General features: G+C 36.1%; 14 protein-coding genes and 1 pseudogene. 11 read left to right on the top strand and 4 right to left on the bottom strand.

The window, feature by feature from the left end:
- Nucleotides 1-437 precede the first annotated feature (437 nt).
- Complete coding sequence (locus tag ACZ9AO_RS22095) at nucleotides 438-788, top strand: DoxX family protein (RefSeq protein WP_251543919.1); 351 nt, start codon at nucleotides 438-440, stop codon at nucleotides 786-788.
- 577 nt (nucleotides 789-1,365) lie between these two features.
- Here the strand turns inward: ACZ9AO_RS22095 and ACZ9AO_RS22090 are convergent.
- Nucleotides 1,366-1,569, bottom strand: coding sequence for an alpha/beta-type small acid-soluble spore protein (locus tag ACZ9AO_RS22090; RefSeq protein ID WP_034315006.1), 204 nt, complete (start codon nucleotides 1,567-1,569; stop codon nucleotides 1,366-1,368).
- Between the two features lie 511 nt (nucleotides 1,570-2,080).
- On the opposite strand from ACZ9AO_RS22090, the gene ACZ9AO_RS22085 reads away from it, so the two are divergent.
- The 7 genes and pseudogenes from ACZ9AO_RS22085 (at nucleotide 2,081) to ACZ9AO_RS22055 (ending at nucleotide 7,666) form a co-directional block, all read left to right on the top strand.
- Entirely contained in the window at nucleotides 2,081-2,695 is a 615-nt protein-coding gene (locus ACZ9AO_RS22085; RefSeq protein WP_476110466.1) for a hypothetical protein, read from the top strand.
- Between the two features lie 427 nt (nucleotides 2,696-3,122).
- Nucleotides 3,123-3,755, top strand: a complete 633-nt coding sequence (locus ACZ9AO_RS22080; RefSeq protein WP_476110464.1) for a type 1 glutamine amidotransferase family protein — start codon at nucleotides 3,123-3,125, stop codon at nucleotides 3,753-3,755.
- A 263-nt stretch (nucleotides 3,756-4,018) separates the two neighbouring features.
- Nucleotides 4,019-4,219 (top strand): hypothetical protein, encoded by a 201-nt coding sequence (locus ACZ9AO_RS22075; protein WP_476110462.1) that lies wholly within the window; start codon nucleotides 4,019-4,021, stop codon nucleotides 4,217-4,219.
- Between the two features lie 416 nt (nucleotides 4,220-4,635).
- The gene (locus ACZ9AO_RS22070; protein WP_476110460.1) at nucleotides 4,636-5,628 is read left to right on the top strand and encodes an alpha-glucosyltransferase N-terminal domain-containing protein; all 993 of its coding nucleotides are present in this window, start codon (nucleotides 4,636-4,638) and stop codon (nucleotides 5,626-5,628) included.
- Nucleotides 5,629-5,819: 191 nt separating this feature from the next.
- Nucleotides 5,820-6,411, top strand: a pseudogene (locus tag ACZ9AO_RS22065) (class I SAM-dependent methyltransferase); the annotation flags it as partial.
- Nucleotides 6,412-6,566: 155 nt separating this feature from the next.
- A complete protein-coding gene (locus tag ACZ9AO_RS22060; RefSeq protein ID WP_476110458.1) occupies nucleotides 6,567-6,950 on the top strand; it encodes a cupredoxin domain-containing protein in 384 nt (127 codons plus the stop codon).
- Nucleotides 6,951-7,108: 158 nt separating this feature from the next.
- Nucleotides 7,109-7,666, top strand: a complete 558-nt coding sequence (locus ACZ9AO_RS22055) for a hypothetical protein (RefSeq protein WP_476110456.1) — start codon at nucleotides 7,109-7,111, stop codon at nucleotides 7,664-7,666.
- Between the two features lie 47 nt (nucleotides 7,667-7,713).
- On the opposite strand, the gene ACZ9AO_RS22050 is transcribed toward ACZ9AO_RS22055, so the two are convergent.
- Nucleotides 7,714-9,129 carry a PQQ-dependent sugar dehydrogenase gene (locus tag ACZ9AO_RS22050; RefSeq protein ID WP_476110454.1) on the bottom strand — a complete coding sequence of 472 codons (1,416 nt, stop codon included), beginning with the start codon at nucleotides 9,127-9,129 and terminating at the stop codon, nucleotides 7,714-7,716.
- 369 nt (nucleotides 9,130-9,498) lie between these two features.
- Between ACZ9AO_RS22050 and ACZ9AO_RS22045 the strand changes: the two genes are divergently transcribed.
- Nucleotides 9,499-9,774 carry an ArsR/SmtB family transcription factor gene (locus ACZ9AO_RS22045; RefSeq protein WP_048679554.1) on the top strand — a complete coding sequence of 92 codons (276 nt, stop codon included), beginning with the start codon at nucleotides 9,499-9,501 and terminating at the stop codon, nucleotides 9,772-9,774.
- A 107-nt stretch (nucleotides 9,775-9,881) separates the two neighbouring features.
- Nucleotides 9,882-10,265 (top strand): VOC family protein, encoded by a 384-nt coding sequence (locus ACZ9AO_RS22040; RefSeq protein ID WP_048679548.1) that lies wholly within the window; start codon nucleotides 9,882-9,884, stop codon nucleotides 10,263-10,265.
- A gap of 168 nt (nucleotides 10,266-10,433) precedes the next feature.
- On the opposite strand, the gene ACZ9AO_RS22035 is transcribed toward ACZ9AO_RS22040, so the two are convergent.
- Complete coding sequence (locus tag ACZ9AO_RS22035) at nucleotides 10,434-10,589, bottom strand: hypothetical protein (protein WP_164468797.1); 156 nt, start codon at nucleotides 10,587-10,589, stop codon at nucleotides 10,434-10,436.
- Nucleotides 10,590-11,392: 803 nt separating this feature from the next.
- On the opposite strand from ACZ9AO_RS22035, the gene catA reads away from it, so the two are divergent.
- Complete coding sequence (gene catA / locus ACZ9AO_RS22030) at nucleotides 11,393-12,040, top strand: type A chloramphenicol O-acetyltransferase (RefSeq protein ID WP_476110451.1); 648 nt, start codon at nucleotides 11,393-11,395, stop codon at nucleotides 12,038-12,040.
- A gap of 824 nt (nucleotides 12,041-12,864) precedes the next feature.
- On the opposite strand, the gene ACZ9AO_RS22025 is transcribed toward catA, so the two are convergent.
- Complete coding sequence (locus tag ACZ9AO_RS22025; RefSeq protein WP_476110449.1) at nucleotides 12,865-14,322, bottom strand: S8 family serine peptidase; 1,458 nt, start codon at nucleotides 14,320-14,322, stop codon at nucleotides 12,865-12,867.
- Between the last annotated feature and the right edge of the window lie 155 nt (nucleotides 14,323-14,477).

Here is a 14,477-nt window from a genome sequence, read left to right as displayed (position 1 = left end):
GGAGCATCGACTCTGTGAGACATGGGAGGGTTGACCTCCATGAGACATGTGGATATCCTAAAGTGCGATCATAACATTGCTTAAACCAATTTTTTCCTATGATTGGCTAGTTTAGCATACACTTTTTTCGATAAATCCATATCCTAGAGGAGTAATGCCGAGCTTACATAGATAACGGTTAATGATATGACTATGAAATCCTAAGAATTCTAAAGCAATCGTGAGATTGTGTTTAGTTTATTGAGGGAGTTTAGTTAAAGAAGAAAGCAAATTTAATCCTTTCCTTCTTCACTTGATACTAATTAGTCAACTGTATGTATAGCCAATAAGTAACTTTAACTAATGATTCTAATAATGATAGAATCATTATATACATATATATCCATACAGTCGTTAATAGAGAATACCCAATAGGTCTTTAAAAGGAGTGAGGTTAGATGATTGCTATTGTTATGCAAGTAATTTTAGCAGTTTTTATTTTAGTCGGAGGTTTCATAAAACTTTTACGTATCCCGTTTCAGGTTGAACATTGGCAGCATTATCAATATCCATTATGGTTCATGTCTGTAATTGGATTTATTGAACTTATTGGAGCAATAGGAATGATTGGGGGTATCTGGAATAGATACTTGGCTGTTGGATCAGGTGTATTGTTTGTACTTATCATGATAGGAGCCCTACATGCTCATATTTTTCGAGCGCATCAATCTATTGTAATGATTATTCCTGCAATGATCTGTTTAATATTATCTATCATAGTGATTATCAAGAACTTAACGTTCGCTTAAATTTGTTCACAATTTTGGAGAGTTTAATAAAACATATAATTTTACTTCCTCTAATATTATGTTAATCCCCTACTGAATCAGTCTTTGAGGGGCTTTGCGAATGTTCTTGTTGAACTACCATGAAAATAAGTTTCTTTAAAAATGAAAAATGACAATACTAAAGAAGACCCTGCTCAATCGTTTAAAAAAAAGAGGAGAGCGTTAATTAATTAGTCTATGGATTATGGTTGACTGGATTAAGGTCAGTATCAGTATTGACACTTCCTAATACTTTTCATTCTTTGTGGTGAATCGCCGATTTTTGCGATTCATGGATGGCTAACGGGTGCTTTACTTCAATAAGGGAGGTTGCTGCGGCAGCCTTTTTTTTTATGTAACTAGAGAGGTAGCTTAGTGAAAACGCACAGTGAATGACGTTTGCTTTAACAATATGACTGTATGGATATGTGTAGTAAAGTTTCCTCGTACTGCGACATAGCAAAATAACAGCAACTGATGTTTCTGTTTCTTTTTTGATTTGGAGAATTATAAATAGGGATAGTCCAATCACTATCCCTAACAATACATATGATTTCGATTAACGAGTTCTTCCGCCTAATTGTTGTTCAGCCATTTGCACTAAACGTTTTGTAATTTCTCCACCAACAGATCCGTTTGCACGAGATGTAGTATCAGCGCCAAGTGTAACACCGAATTCACTAGCGATTTCGTATTTCATTTGTTCTAGAGCTTGCTCTGCACCATTAACTACTAATTGATTATTGTTGTTATTTCTAGCCATGTTGTCAGCTCCTATGAATATAATGTGTTGCTAGTCATAGGTTTTGATATTGTTTTGAGTTATATACATAGAATTTAAAATAAATTAAGGCAGTGATTAAGTGAAATTAAAACTCATCTGTGGCTCTAGAAGGGAGAGCACATGAAAACATTGAAGCCACCGGGTCGCAAGGTAAGGATTTCAGAAGCTCCAAAAAGCAAATAATCTGAGGGAGAGACTTTCTCCTCCTATTGCACAGTTTGTTTCAACTATACAATAAGGCAGGTTGCTTAGGCTGCCTTTTTCTTATGGCACTAACGGGGCAGGGTAGTGGAGATTTTTATTTGCATACTAAAAGTGTAACTATTTAAACAAGAATTTGTTCTAAACCATATTGACACGATTTGTGTATTATGGGTATAGTACATCTATAAGGTGTATGAACTACTTAGTACATACACCAGATATCAGAGGAACAATAGGAGTTGTTTGGATGAATGTGGCGTTATTATATAAATAGGGAGGTGCTTTTTTGAAGGAGAACCAAGAATATAGAGTGCATTGGAGAAAGTTTGTTACCTTTACATTTATCATTGGTTTAATTGTTGCAATTTTTTCTGTTATTTCTGATAATTTATCATTTTTAGTTGACGGTGTAACAGTTCTTGAATTCGTCATTGCGTATTTAGCGGTAATGATTAATTCTTTACCAATGTGGTTTATTGTAGCAATGCTTGTTGGCTATATATTTGCGAGGAACATTAAGAAGGCTGCGTTACTTGGGGCCATTTATACAATCACTGCAATTACGTTTTATTTCGTGATTGGACATTTTTATACGGATATACCAGTAACAGTAACGATATCATTTAAAGAACTGGCGATGACATATGTGAACTGGTATGGGGCGTCAACCATTGGTGGTATCCTGGGTGGGGTTGTTGGATACTTAGTAAAAAAAACACCATTTGCATTACTGAGTTTACTTGTAGGATTAATCTTGCAGTTGTTTGTAAACGGTACAAGTAGCTGGGGTGACATTGTGGGTATTGTACAAAATGTTACCTATTGTCTAATGATTGTAAGCATTTTTATTTATTTAATAATTGTGAAGAGAAATGATAGAAGTCAATATTTTGGAATGTGAAGAGATGTACTTAAACTACCATGAAAATAAGTTTCTTTAAAAATGAAAAATGAAAATACTTAAGAAGACCCTGCTCAATCGTTTAAAAAAAAGAGGAGAGCGTTAATTAATTAGTCTATAGATTAGGGTTGACTGGATTAAGGTCAGTATCAGTATTGACACTTCCTAACCATTTTCATTCTTTGTGGTGAATCGCCGATTTTTGCGATTCATGGATGGCTAACGGGTGCGTTAGCTGAAGATCGGAGCTGTCTTTAAGACAGCTTTTTCTTATGGAGCTAAAGGGCAGGATAGTTCCATAAGAAATTGACTATTGGTTAATTGTGGAATATAATTGCATTAAAAGGAACGTACGTTCTTTTTTTGGTGGAGTAGCTTTTGATGTGGAAAAAATAAACTATGAAAATTATGATTGGAGTGTTAATAGATGAAAATAAAAAAAGTTTATCTATATGTATTTAATACAATGGCAGACTGGGAATATGGATATTTAATTGCTGAACTAAATTCAGGAAGATATTTCAAAAAAGATTTAGCACCTTTAAAAGTAATTACAGTAGGAGCGAATAAAGAAATTATTACTACGATGGGGGGACTGAGTATAAAACCAGATATTTCTCTTGATGAATGTAACTTTGATAGTAAAGATCTTGTAATTCTACCTGGAGGGAATACTTGGGGAGAAGCTATTCATCAACCTATCTTGAAAAAAATTGGCGAGGCTTTAAAGCTTGGCACTATTGTTGCTGCTATTTGTGGTGCTACTGAGGGACTAGCGAATATGGGATATCTAGATTCTAGAAAGCATACAAGCAATAGCTTAGAGTATATTAAAATGGTCTGTCCTAATTATAAAGGAGAAAATTTTTATGAGATGGAACCTGTAGTAACGGGTGAAAATTTGGTTACTGCATCAGGAGTAGCTCCTTTGGAATTTGCGATGGAAGTACTGAAAAAATTAGATGTATTTGCACCAGATACATTACACTCGTGGTATAACCTAAATAAGACTCACAAACCTGAATACTTCTTCCAACTAATGAACTCAATAAATAAGTGATTTTAAAAATCAACTTGGCAGTTTTATTTTACTTGAAATAACCTCTATACTTTATGCGATGCCAAAGTATAGTTTTAGTACATAACTTAAAAATTTTAGAGAAGTTAATAGAGATTGTGAATGATTGTACTTAAACTAACGGGTGCGTTAGCTGAAGATCAGAGCTGTCTTTAAGGCAGCTCTTTCTTTTTGCAACTAAAAGGGCAGGATAGGGAAGGAAACAATTAGCTTCAGGGAGAATAATATTTTGAGGTGACTTTAGATTGAAAAAATATGGTGTAGCAATTCTTTATCTAGTAGGAGGAGGATTATTTTTAGCAATTGGTTATTCAAGTTTTGCTCAAAATCTGCTAGAAGAGCTTACTACTCAAATGAATAATCCTGAATTGTTAATTGGATTTGGTTATATTTTTCTAATTGTTGGCATTATTCATTTCTTAATAAAAAGTTTTAAAAGGAAATAACTAGTTATTATCTGATAACTAACAAAAGGGTGCACTACTTCTCTATAGGGCTGGAAACAGCTCCATTTCTTATGGAACTATCGGGACAGGTTAGTTCAATAAGAAGAGCGAACTTACATATTATAAAGACTTAACAAAATTAATCGAGAGGACTAAATTAATGGAGAAAATAAATGAAATTATTTATAGTCTTGTAAACCAAGGCATAATAAAAAGTGATGACACGAGCCTTCTCCACATGGAGAGGGCTTATTTTTGTTATATCGAACTTTTGTTTTATATCTCCTTATAATTGTTATAGTCCTGATTTCTCATTTGTTTGAGTATAAAGAAAGCTATATAGTAGGAAATGATGGGAAATTTGCTATATAATGTAAGTGCGAATGAAATTATTTATAATTGACGGGAGAAAGATAATGAATGCAACAATGTTTTTTTTATTAAGTTCTTTGGATGTTCAACGTGGTGGATTAACGAAGGCCTCGTTAGCTCAGGCCAATACATTTGCAGATATGGGCTATGATACTCATATACTCACATTTAATTTTGATACGAGGTACGAAAGAATACGAGAAAAATTAATAGAGCTTGGACAACTAAACGAAAAAGTTAAAGTTTTAAATCTCTATGAAGAGCTTTGTGGAAGTGAAGAAGTTTTAACGGTTACACAAGCTACACCCGAGACCGGATATTTAGATCCTCATGTTGGACATAATGCTTTTAGGGTTTACGAAAATGGACTTTACACTAAATATAAAAAATTCCATGAAGATGGTTCTTTAGATTTCATTGATTATTTTAATGAACAAAGATATCGAATCAAAAAAGAAGTGTATGATGAGTTTGGCTTGATAAGAAAAGTTTCTTTTATGGATTTTGCTTCAAATAAACCAAGACAAATGAATTTTTACAATAGCAGCTCTCAAGCTTATTTATCAAAATGGGTAAATCCCGAAAACGGCAAGGCCATTCGAGTAAATTGGTTTGATGAAAATGGAGATATTAAGGCTATTTATAGTAATGATGATCAACTAAAATTGGATTGGGTCGAACGAGTAATAAAAGACGTAGCTAACCCAGTATTAGTTGCAGATGCTCGGAAAACTGACTTATTAATGATAAATGTAAAGAATATGAGTTATGATATTAGATATGGCCCTAATGAATTAATTGACAATGGGGAAAATGGAGTTTTAGTTCAAAAAAATAATATAGATATGCTAGCAGAAGCGATGATTTCAATGTTCAATCATCCGAATACAGCCATAAAAATGGGTAAGGCTGCTTTAAAAAAGGTAGAAAGAAAATTCAACCAAGAAATTTATGCAAATTCTTGGGAACATGTTGTTAGGGTAGCGATTGAAAATCGTCAATTGAAAAATGAAGACATACCATTAGCGAAAAAGTAATAGACCATATTCAATACATAAATGCGCATCACAGCGAATGATGATGAGTAGTTTCAAATGGCTTAAACTATTTAACAGGATATAGAAGCAATAAAGGAAACATCTTATCGTTTAATGGAATGTAACCTATGCTTATGTAAAACAGCAGATTTTAAAGAATGAAATCCAATATTCTTAAAGGAGATTGAGGTATGACGGAAATCTGGGAATCAAGTTTTAGAAAATCATATGATGTGGGGATTTGAACCTTCAGACTCCGCAATCTTGACAAAGGACTTTTTCCTTGAAAAGAAAGTTAAGGATATATTGATTCCAGGTATTGGATATGGCAGAAATGCCAAGGTTTTTACTGACAACGGAATACATGTAACAGGCATCGAAATTTCAAAAACAGCGATAGATTTGGCAAGGCAAAATGGGCTTAATCTTAATGTTTTTCATGGTTCAGTAACCGATATGCCTTGATAATAAACTTTATGATGGGATATTTTGTTATGCCCTTATTCACTTATTGAATAATCGTGAGAGAAAGAAGTTTATTAAAGCTTGCTATAATCAGTTAAAGCCATACGGATATATGATTTTTACGCTATTTCAAAAGAGGCCCCAATGTTCGGTAAGGGCAAACAACTGGGTAAAGACTATTTCGAGATAATGGAAGGGATGAAAATGTTTTTTTATGATTCCGACTCGATTAAACAAGAATTTGGAAATTATGGACTGGTAGAGTTTTCTGAAGTTGTTGAGCCGCATAAGAATGCGGAAAATAAACCTCCATTTAGGACTATGATACAAAATCATAAGATTGGACTCCAGAAGATCGTCATTAGTGGCGATCTTTTTCTTTTCACCTATTTGAAAGCGCACTGTAACCAAATTAATAGTAATAATATTTTATGAATTAGAAAAAAATAGGGTTAGGGAAGGAGGGATTGCGAATGTCTGTGAAAAAGTGGGTAACAGGATTGGTCGTTGTGCTTGCAACGGTTGTCGTTGTGACAACTCTAGGATCATTCGGCGTATCTGCCGAATCCCGTATTGTAACTCAGCCTGCGGTGAAATCGATTGAGGTCGAGTTGAACGATGATTTCTTTAATCCGGAAGTCATCACTATTCCGAATGGAACAGCCACAACGTTGATTTTGAAAAATAAAGGTAAGAAAGAGCACACCTTCACAGTGGAAAAGCTCGGAATTGACGCAGAGGTCCAGTCAGGTAAAGAAAAAACCATTACCGTGCAACCGAAACAGCCGGGTACATATGAACTGATATGCCGGTACCATTTCCAGGAAGGAATGGTTGGAAAAGTGATAGTCGAATAAAAGGCAGGGCCAAATAAGGCCTTGTTTTTTATTAGGCCAAGAAAAATCACTTTTCATTTCAGGATATGGGTGTTGGATCATTAATAATGGTTCCACCTCTAATGAATGGCAAATATAATGTATGGTAACGTATAAACCATTTAGAATGAGGTGGAAATGTGTATTTTTTTAAACCTATTTCTGATGAGGTCCGTTTATCTCAAATCCTATTCAATAAACATAAAAAAACGATGAAGCTCATTTTAGTGTCCATTTTTGCTTGTATTGCTGCCATTCTACAGGCTGCTCCTGGCTATTTACCAGGTATCGGATATTTTATAAGTCCGCTAGCCACTGCACCTATTCTGTTAGGTTCCATGTTTTCCATTCCATTTGGAGTGATGACCTACCTTTTGACAATTATGTTGTTATTCATCCTACAGCCAACTGAACTCATTGTATTTCCTTTTACAACTGGATTATTGGGTCTTGGCATAGGGTTATCTTTTTCCTTTTTTAGGAAGAGGTTAAGTGTTATTGCTGTTGGTGCCATTCTTTTAATGTCAGGAATTATGAGTCTACTATTTATTTTTCACTATCCGGTTTTAGGTCCAGCCGTGTCTGTTTCCTTTTCATTTCTGATAACTGGCTTTTTATTAGCTTTCATTTATAGCTGGTTTTGGGTTGAAATGGCTTTAATCATTTTTAAACGATTAAAAATGATTAAAGTTCAGTGAGTCCCCATCACTAAATCTAATTATCAAGATTAAGTAGAATTTGAAAGTTAGGGTTCAACGATTTCAAAAATCGTACCTTGGTTAAAATCAGTCACTTTCATAGAGCCATAAACCCCTAAATATAGTCTGGTTTGATCCAGGTTCGTTCCCAAATTAACATAATAAGCTGATTGAGACCCAAAATCATAATCGGTTTGTATTACACTAAAATCATTTTGTTGACCATTTGGTCTTATGGTGGTATAAGCTAAAGCCCCTCTTACCTTAGGTTGAGTTTCTTTCCGGGCAAGATCGGTAAACACAACGCTTCCTGTCAAAGCAGGGATTCTTTCCCCCAAATAGGCTTGCACTCCTGTAATTGCAGTTCCTCCAAACTTATCGGGTCTGGTATCTTCATGAAAATAACTAGTCAAAGGCTGAAGACGGCTCCCTGAAAGCGCAGCTGCTTCATTGTAATAAGCAGTTATTTTCTCATTCAAATCCGGATTTTCCGTGCACTTTCTTATAATCGAAGCAGGAAAAGCACCTTCCCAACCTCGCCAGCCAAAGTTAATAAATCCTTCTTTGTCAGGTTCGGAATTCATGGAATAAGCTTGAATAAGCTGAGTAACCGGTATTGGTTTATACTGAACGAATGAATAAATCGACTCGACCAAACGCTGTCCGACATTTCCCGCATACTTAATATACTGATTATAAAATCTTTGAAATGAAATGCCTGGTATATTGCGCACCCCTTTGGCCATTACCATGAGCGTTTCCTGAATGGGTGTGGGAAGTTCATTAAAACGTGTGACAATTAGTGGATTATTGATGTATAGATTCTTGCCTACATCCATTTCGATTATTTTACCGGCGATTTCGAGATCATCCTGGCTTAAGTTAAATGGATCATAGCCTGATCCGCCATCTCCGGTTGTTAAAACAAGTTTTCCTGTTTCAGGTGAAAAGTTTAAACTATTGAACCCATTATGATTTTTAAATGGCCGTCTTAAGTTAAGTAATGTCCGTCGTTTTTGAGGTTGACCATTCGATTGTAAAATCCATTCTTCAATTGTATCAATATGATCATATTTAGTTTCTCTATCCATCCACCTTAGGTTTAACGTTTTGGGATCACACGGGTCAGGCTTAAAAGATTCAGAAAGAGCACCTGGACCTTGTGTTCCTGCCACTGAATAATGAAGGTAAAACAGGCCGTTATAATAAAATTCGGGATGAAACGCTAGCCCCAGCAATCCCCGTTCATCATATCCGCCGCCAGAAGCACCTAGTTTTAGGATTCGCGGGCGAATATCTAAAAAAGTCCTTATATCTCCGTTTCCTATGTAAAAGATCTCTCCTACCTGGGTTGCAATAAATAAACTTTCAATGGAGTCACCCGGAAGTATAGTCGTTTTCAAAACAGTAGGTAAATTTATCTTACTTACAATGGGCCGTAAACCAACCTTCACTTTTATCAACTGATTTTGCCCCCCTTCTTATAGTTTTCTTTAATAAGAATATGATTAGAACTGTCCATTAGTACCAAATTAGGCAGGGGGAATCTGATAAGGCAATGCACTAATTTCGCACGAGTGTAAGTAATCTAAAGGGGTGCGTTACTTAACGGGGCTGTTTAAGATGAAAAACTAAAACCAATACTAAAGTTGTCTGCAATTATTGGAGATGAATGAGTGTTGGGGTATTTCAGATGGAGCCTGATGATGGAAATAATAGAACAACATATGTATTTTTGGCTTTCCAGATCAGGAATAGGTGCGATTGACAAGCAACCATAAAGTTGCTTATACTTGTTGACATGCAACTATAGAGTTGCTTATAATCGATGTATGTGGGATAAAGACGCTATATTCAAAGCACTCGGCGATTCGACTCGGCGGCTGATATTGGACGAACTATCTGAACGCAACGAGCTGACGTTGTATGAACTTACGGTACGTCTCATTACGAAGCACGACCTTGCCATTTCGCGACAGGCAATCGCTAAACATCTAGCTGCATTGGAAGATGCAGGACTCGTAAAATCAAAACGAAAGGGAAAATATCGAGTACTAATGTTCAACAACGAACCACTTAAAAACTTGCTGAAAGGATGGATCGAGTAATTTTATAAAATCGGAACAGGCTTCTGAAGAATGTGTGGGTTTTTCGGCTTGGAGCCAAATTGTTTGCAGAGCACCAACGTGGTAAATATTAAAGGAGGCAAAAGATTATGAAAATCATTGTTACCAGTTTATTCGTACAAGACCAAGACAAGGCACTGGAATTTTATTCAGAAAAGCTGGGATTTGTAAAAAAGCATGACGTTCCCATGGGGAAATTCAGGTGGATTACGCTTGTTTCTCCCGATGCTCTTGACGGTACCGAGCTTTTACTCGAACCGAATGAGCATCCTGCCGCAAAGGAATATCAAAAGAAGATAGTAGCCGAAGGCATCCCAGCAACAATGTTTGGCGTTGCAGATATTCATCAAGAGTACAAACGGCTATTGGAAAACGGCGTGAAGTTTACGATGGAGCCGACAAAAATGGGCGAAAGCACAATAGCTGTCTTCGATGATACATGCGGCAACCTTATTCAGATAGTGCAGCAGTAACTTTATGTGAAATAGGTAAATTTGCGATCTTATAACCCTGTCCTAATTTTAGGATAGGGTTTTATATTTTGGGGGTGTAAAAATAAATGACAATGTTGTCATTCTCCAATAGAAATGTAACATTTTAAAAAGTTCATAAATCGAAAAAATAACCCCGAAAGATCGGGGTTATTTTTTATTTACTTGACGTCCACTTTTTTTTGAGCTCTGTGAACTTGTGTTTCCAATTTGAAATTCATTACCTAGTTCAACATCATTTCTTTTATCCTGTTTCTCGATTTGCTTTCTCGTTTGATCCTTGTTTTGCATCCCTTGTTTAGACAATACGTATCCATCTCGCTTTCAATGTTATTGTTTTTAATATGCGCAAGTATAAGGAAAATACGTATTATTATTTAAAAAATAATTCTTTTAGTAACTTATTAATAGTTCTTATTATATTAGAAATTTTTTCTTTCTTCTTCGGTGTCTTACTTCAATAGGGGAAGGGAGTTGTAGCGAATTTATCTGCTAATCGGCAGCTTCTTTTATCAAAAAAGAAGAAATTAGTTTAAGTCTGTTAATTATTGTACTTAAACGAACGGGTGCTTTAGCGCCATAGAGGGCCGCCAATTTGCGGCCAGAAAAAACCACAACAGACCCAGTAAAAACGCTTTTTAAAAAAGGGCTGAGCCTTATGAGTGATCTGATTGAGTTTGGTAAATCGTTAAACAAAAACCTCCAATTATAGCAAATTAAGTAGAGGCTAGCGTGACGACCAAAAAAGGATTAATCTCGCATGAGTGCTACCCATAAAAGGCGCGACAGTCGGTGGTACACCGTGGTCGTCGAAGTCAGACTAACGGATGGGCTCAAAGGCACCATAGTTCAACGACCTTCTTCCCCAGCCGTAAAAAATTATTGACCCCGAACCCATTTTCATTCTCTGTGGTGCAGCACCGGTTTTGCGCTGCATAGATGGCTAACGGGGCAGGATCGTAAAAGAAAGTAATCTCTGTAAGTTGATTTTAGTCTGGGAATATTTGATAATGTAGGGGTATAAATTCGTTTATAAAAGGATGACTGTCATGAAAAAAGCAGAGGAAATAGCCTCCTAAATCAATAAAACACATTAGGAGGCGTTGTATATGAAATTCAATATAATTGATCGTGAAAATTGGGTTCGAAAAGAGTACTTTGAACACTATTTACAACAACAAACAACATTCAGTATAACGAATGAAATGAATATTACTGTTCTTATGGAAAACTTAAAGAAGAAGAATTATAAGTTATATCCCGCGTTTATTTTTATGGTTACAAAAATAGTTAATTCGCATCGAGAATTTAGAACCAGCTTTAACCAAGAAGGGAATTTAGGTTATTGGTCAGAAGTTTTGCCTTCTTATACAATTTTCGATAAGAAGACATACACATTTTCTAGCATCTGGTCACCAAATGCAAGTAGGTTTTCTGAATTCCATTCTCAGTATGAAAAAGATGTAGAAGAATACAATGGTACGGGTTGTTTATTTCCGAAGACCCCTATACCAGATAATCATATTCCGATATCCATGATCCCTTGGAGTTCTTTTACAGCATTTAATTTAAATATTACTAATGGTGGCGATTTTCTCTTACCCATTATAACTGGGGGGAAATATTCACAAATAAAAGATGAATGGTTCTTGCCTGTTTCTTTGCAAATTCATCATGCAGTTTGTGATGGTTATCATGCAAGTGTTTTTATGAATGACCTCCAAAGGTTTGCTGATGAAAGTGCAGACTGGCTCTAGTTGTTCATTGGGGAATTCTAAAAGAGTTCCTCAGAATGTAGACAAACTCGATGAAAATCGAGTTTGTCTACATTTTTTGCTTGTACAAATTTGGACGTTGATTGGAACGTAGGGCACTCGCTTTCCGCGGGCGGTCCGCCCTCGGCGCACTTGCGTCTGTGGGGTCTCCCTTGGACTCGCTATTCCCGCAGGAGTCTCGCACACCCGCTCCAATCAACTATGTTTAAAAATTTGGATAGAACTCCTTTTGCCTAAAGTCTTGGGAACTGTGAAAAGCAGTTCCTTTTTTTATAGAATTAAAAACAAAGGTTTGTGTAAAGGGTGAGTTAGCTCAATAAGTAGATATTTCTGATGTGGTATTATATGGATATAAGAATGACTTACATAATTTAAAGGGAGATGATTTAATGTCATTTAATATTTTGATACCAATTATTATAATGGGTGTCATAATTCTTTGCGGCTTTGGAATGTTCAAGATTGCCAAAATCATAAAAAGGTGAGGCTAGCCGGCGGTCATTACTTATGAAACTAAAGGGGCAGGATCGTTCCATAATCCAAATTGGAAAATGTTTTTTTACTTGGACTAGAATTTGTAATTAAGCGATAAAACAAAAAAATCCCAACAATTAAGTTGGGGATGAATTTTAACTGGTGAGTTGTGTTAATTAGAATATGGCTTCACGCATTTTATGTGTTTCCGTTTTTTATATTTCGGGCATATAGCCTTTTTTGTTATGGATATATTTTTCCTAATTACTGTTCGGGTTACAGGTTCTTATCAAGAACCTTTCCTTGTACTATTAATATTTCAGAAATATAAGCTACTTCTTTATATTTTCTAATGCTCTATAAGCATTTGCTTCTCCTGAACCAAATAAAGCATCTTGTCCTTTCTTTCCATAGTCAAGAGTTGTTTGCTTAATGCGTGCGGTTACTTGGGCCGGTGTATATTCCGGATGAGCTGCCTTAATAACCCCTGCAATTCCAGCTACTTGAGGAGTGGCCATGGAAGTACCAGCATTAAACTCATATGAAGTACCTAAATAGGTAGGCCAAGTACTAAGGATTAAGTTACTTGGATCAGCCGCCGCAGGGTCACTGGTTTCTGCATATTCAGGCCCGTAATCTCCTCCGGGCGCTGCCACATCAATGGCACTGTTTCCATAATTAGAGTAGAAAGCAAGCTGTTGAGTTGACCATTTTGTGGAGGCAGACACATTAATGACTCCTGGCATCTGTGCTGGTACCACGGTTGCAGGCCCTTTCACGCTCATTCCATATGGTTCATACAATTTATTTAAAAATTCGTTAACTTCCTTCTTGTCATCTAAATTTAAACTTTCATTACCACTGCCGGCCACTACAGTTACTCCATTCTTTACTGCATATTGAATGGCTCTCTTCCAAAGTAACGTTTCAGCGATTGATTTATAACTTTCTCCCTCAATTGTCATTTTGTTATTATTATAGAAACGTAGAGACATATTAATAACATCTACCTTGTCATTTGTTGCTGCAATGATTCCATCTATAATCCAAGTTGGTAATCCAAGGGCTTGCTCTGAGTATAATGCGCGATAGGACCTGATTCCTAAATCCGGCCCTACACCCTTTACTTTACCATTTGCGCCAATGATCCCGGCAACGTGAGTGCCATGCCCATTGCGATCTTTAATATCAGTGGGATCCCCTGTTTCAGATTCATCCATTCCAGCAGGAACAAGGTTACGTCCGCCTAAATTATTATTCATTAAGTCAGGATGAGACTCATCAATTCCGGTATCAATCACTCCCACCACTGCTTTATGAGTAATGCTGCCATCTTTATTTTTATATCCACCTGTTTCTAAATCATATGATTTCCCATTGTTGGTCACCCTTTGTATATCCCATTGGGAGTCCCAATAACTCTCAGAATTTTGCTGGCTGATGATACTGGATCCATAGTTATAAGGGCTGACTGCTGTTTTGTCTAAGGTTAGGGGAATTTCCCTGTTTGCAGCTTCTATTGAAGAATTAGCTTTTAGGTTTTTAAGAAAAGAAGGCTCGTCAGATTGAGCTTCTATTCCTCCAACCTCGGGAAGGACTTTGGTTACTTTACCACCGGCTTTCCGTATAACCTCTTGATAATTCTCTGGTAATCCACCTTTAAAAGCTATTGCGTATGAGTCATTTATCTCCTGATTTTGACTCTTAGCTTGGGCAGGAACATCACCAACGGAAAGTATCCCTGCTCCTACAGCAATCGAAAGTACCGTATGTAGAATTCTCTTTTTCATATGTTTCCTCCTATATAATGGAAAATATTAACCATATACTATCTTAATATACAACAACTTAAATTCCAAGTTTTTCTAATGAATCTATTATTGAAATTGGCAGCTCTTTTTATTTATGAAATGATCGGGGCAGTCAGTTGAAGAAGGGAAAGGTT

Source organism: Peribacillus sp. TE19612, from assembly GCF_056279465.1.
This window is presented reverse-complemented; position numbering and strand designations above follow the sequence as displayed.

Coding starts and splice junctions, on each gene's coding strand:
- ACZ9AO_RS22095 (WP_251543919.1), top strand. CDS start 438: ATGATTGCTATTGTTATGCAAGTAATTTTAGCAGTTTTTATTTTAGTC.
- ACZ9AO_RS22090 (WP_034315006.1), bottom strand. CDS start 1,569: ATGGCTAGAAATAACAACAATAATCAATTAGTAGTTAATGGTGCAGAG.
- ACZ9AO_RS22080 (WP_476110464.1), top strand. CDS start 3,123: ATGAAAATAAAAAAAGTTTATCTATATGTATTTAATACAATGGCAGAC.
- ACZ9AO_RS22070 (WP_476110460.1), top strand. CDS start 4,636: ATGAATGCAACAATGTTTTTTTTATTAAGTTCTTTGGATGTTCAACGT.
- ACZ9AO_RS22060 (WP_476110458.1), top strand. CDS start 6,567: ATGTCTGTGAAAAAGTGGGTAACAGGATTGGTCGTTGTGCTTGCAACG.
- ACZ9AO_RS22045 (WP_048679554.1), top strand. CDS start 9,499: ATGTGGGATAAAGACGCTATATTCAAAGCACTCGGCGATTCGACTCGG.
- ACZ9AO_RS22040 (WP_048679548.1), top strand. CDS start 9,882: ATGAAAATCATTGTTACCAGTTTATTCGTACAAGACCAAGACAAGGCA.
- catA (WP_476110451.1), top strand. CDS start 11,393: ATGAAATTCAATATAATTGATCGTGAAAATTGGGTTCGAAAAGAGTAC.
- ACZ9AO_RS22025 (WP_476110449.1), bottom strand. CDS start 14,322: ATGAAAAAGAGAATTCTACATACGGTACTTTCGATTGCTGTAGGAGCA.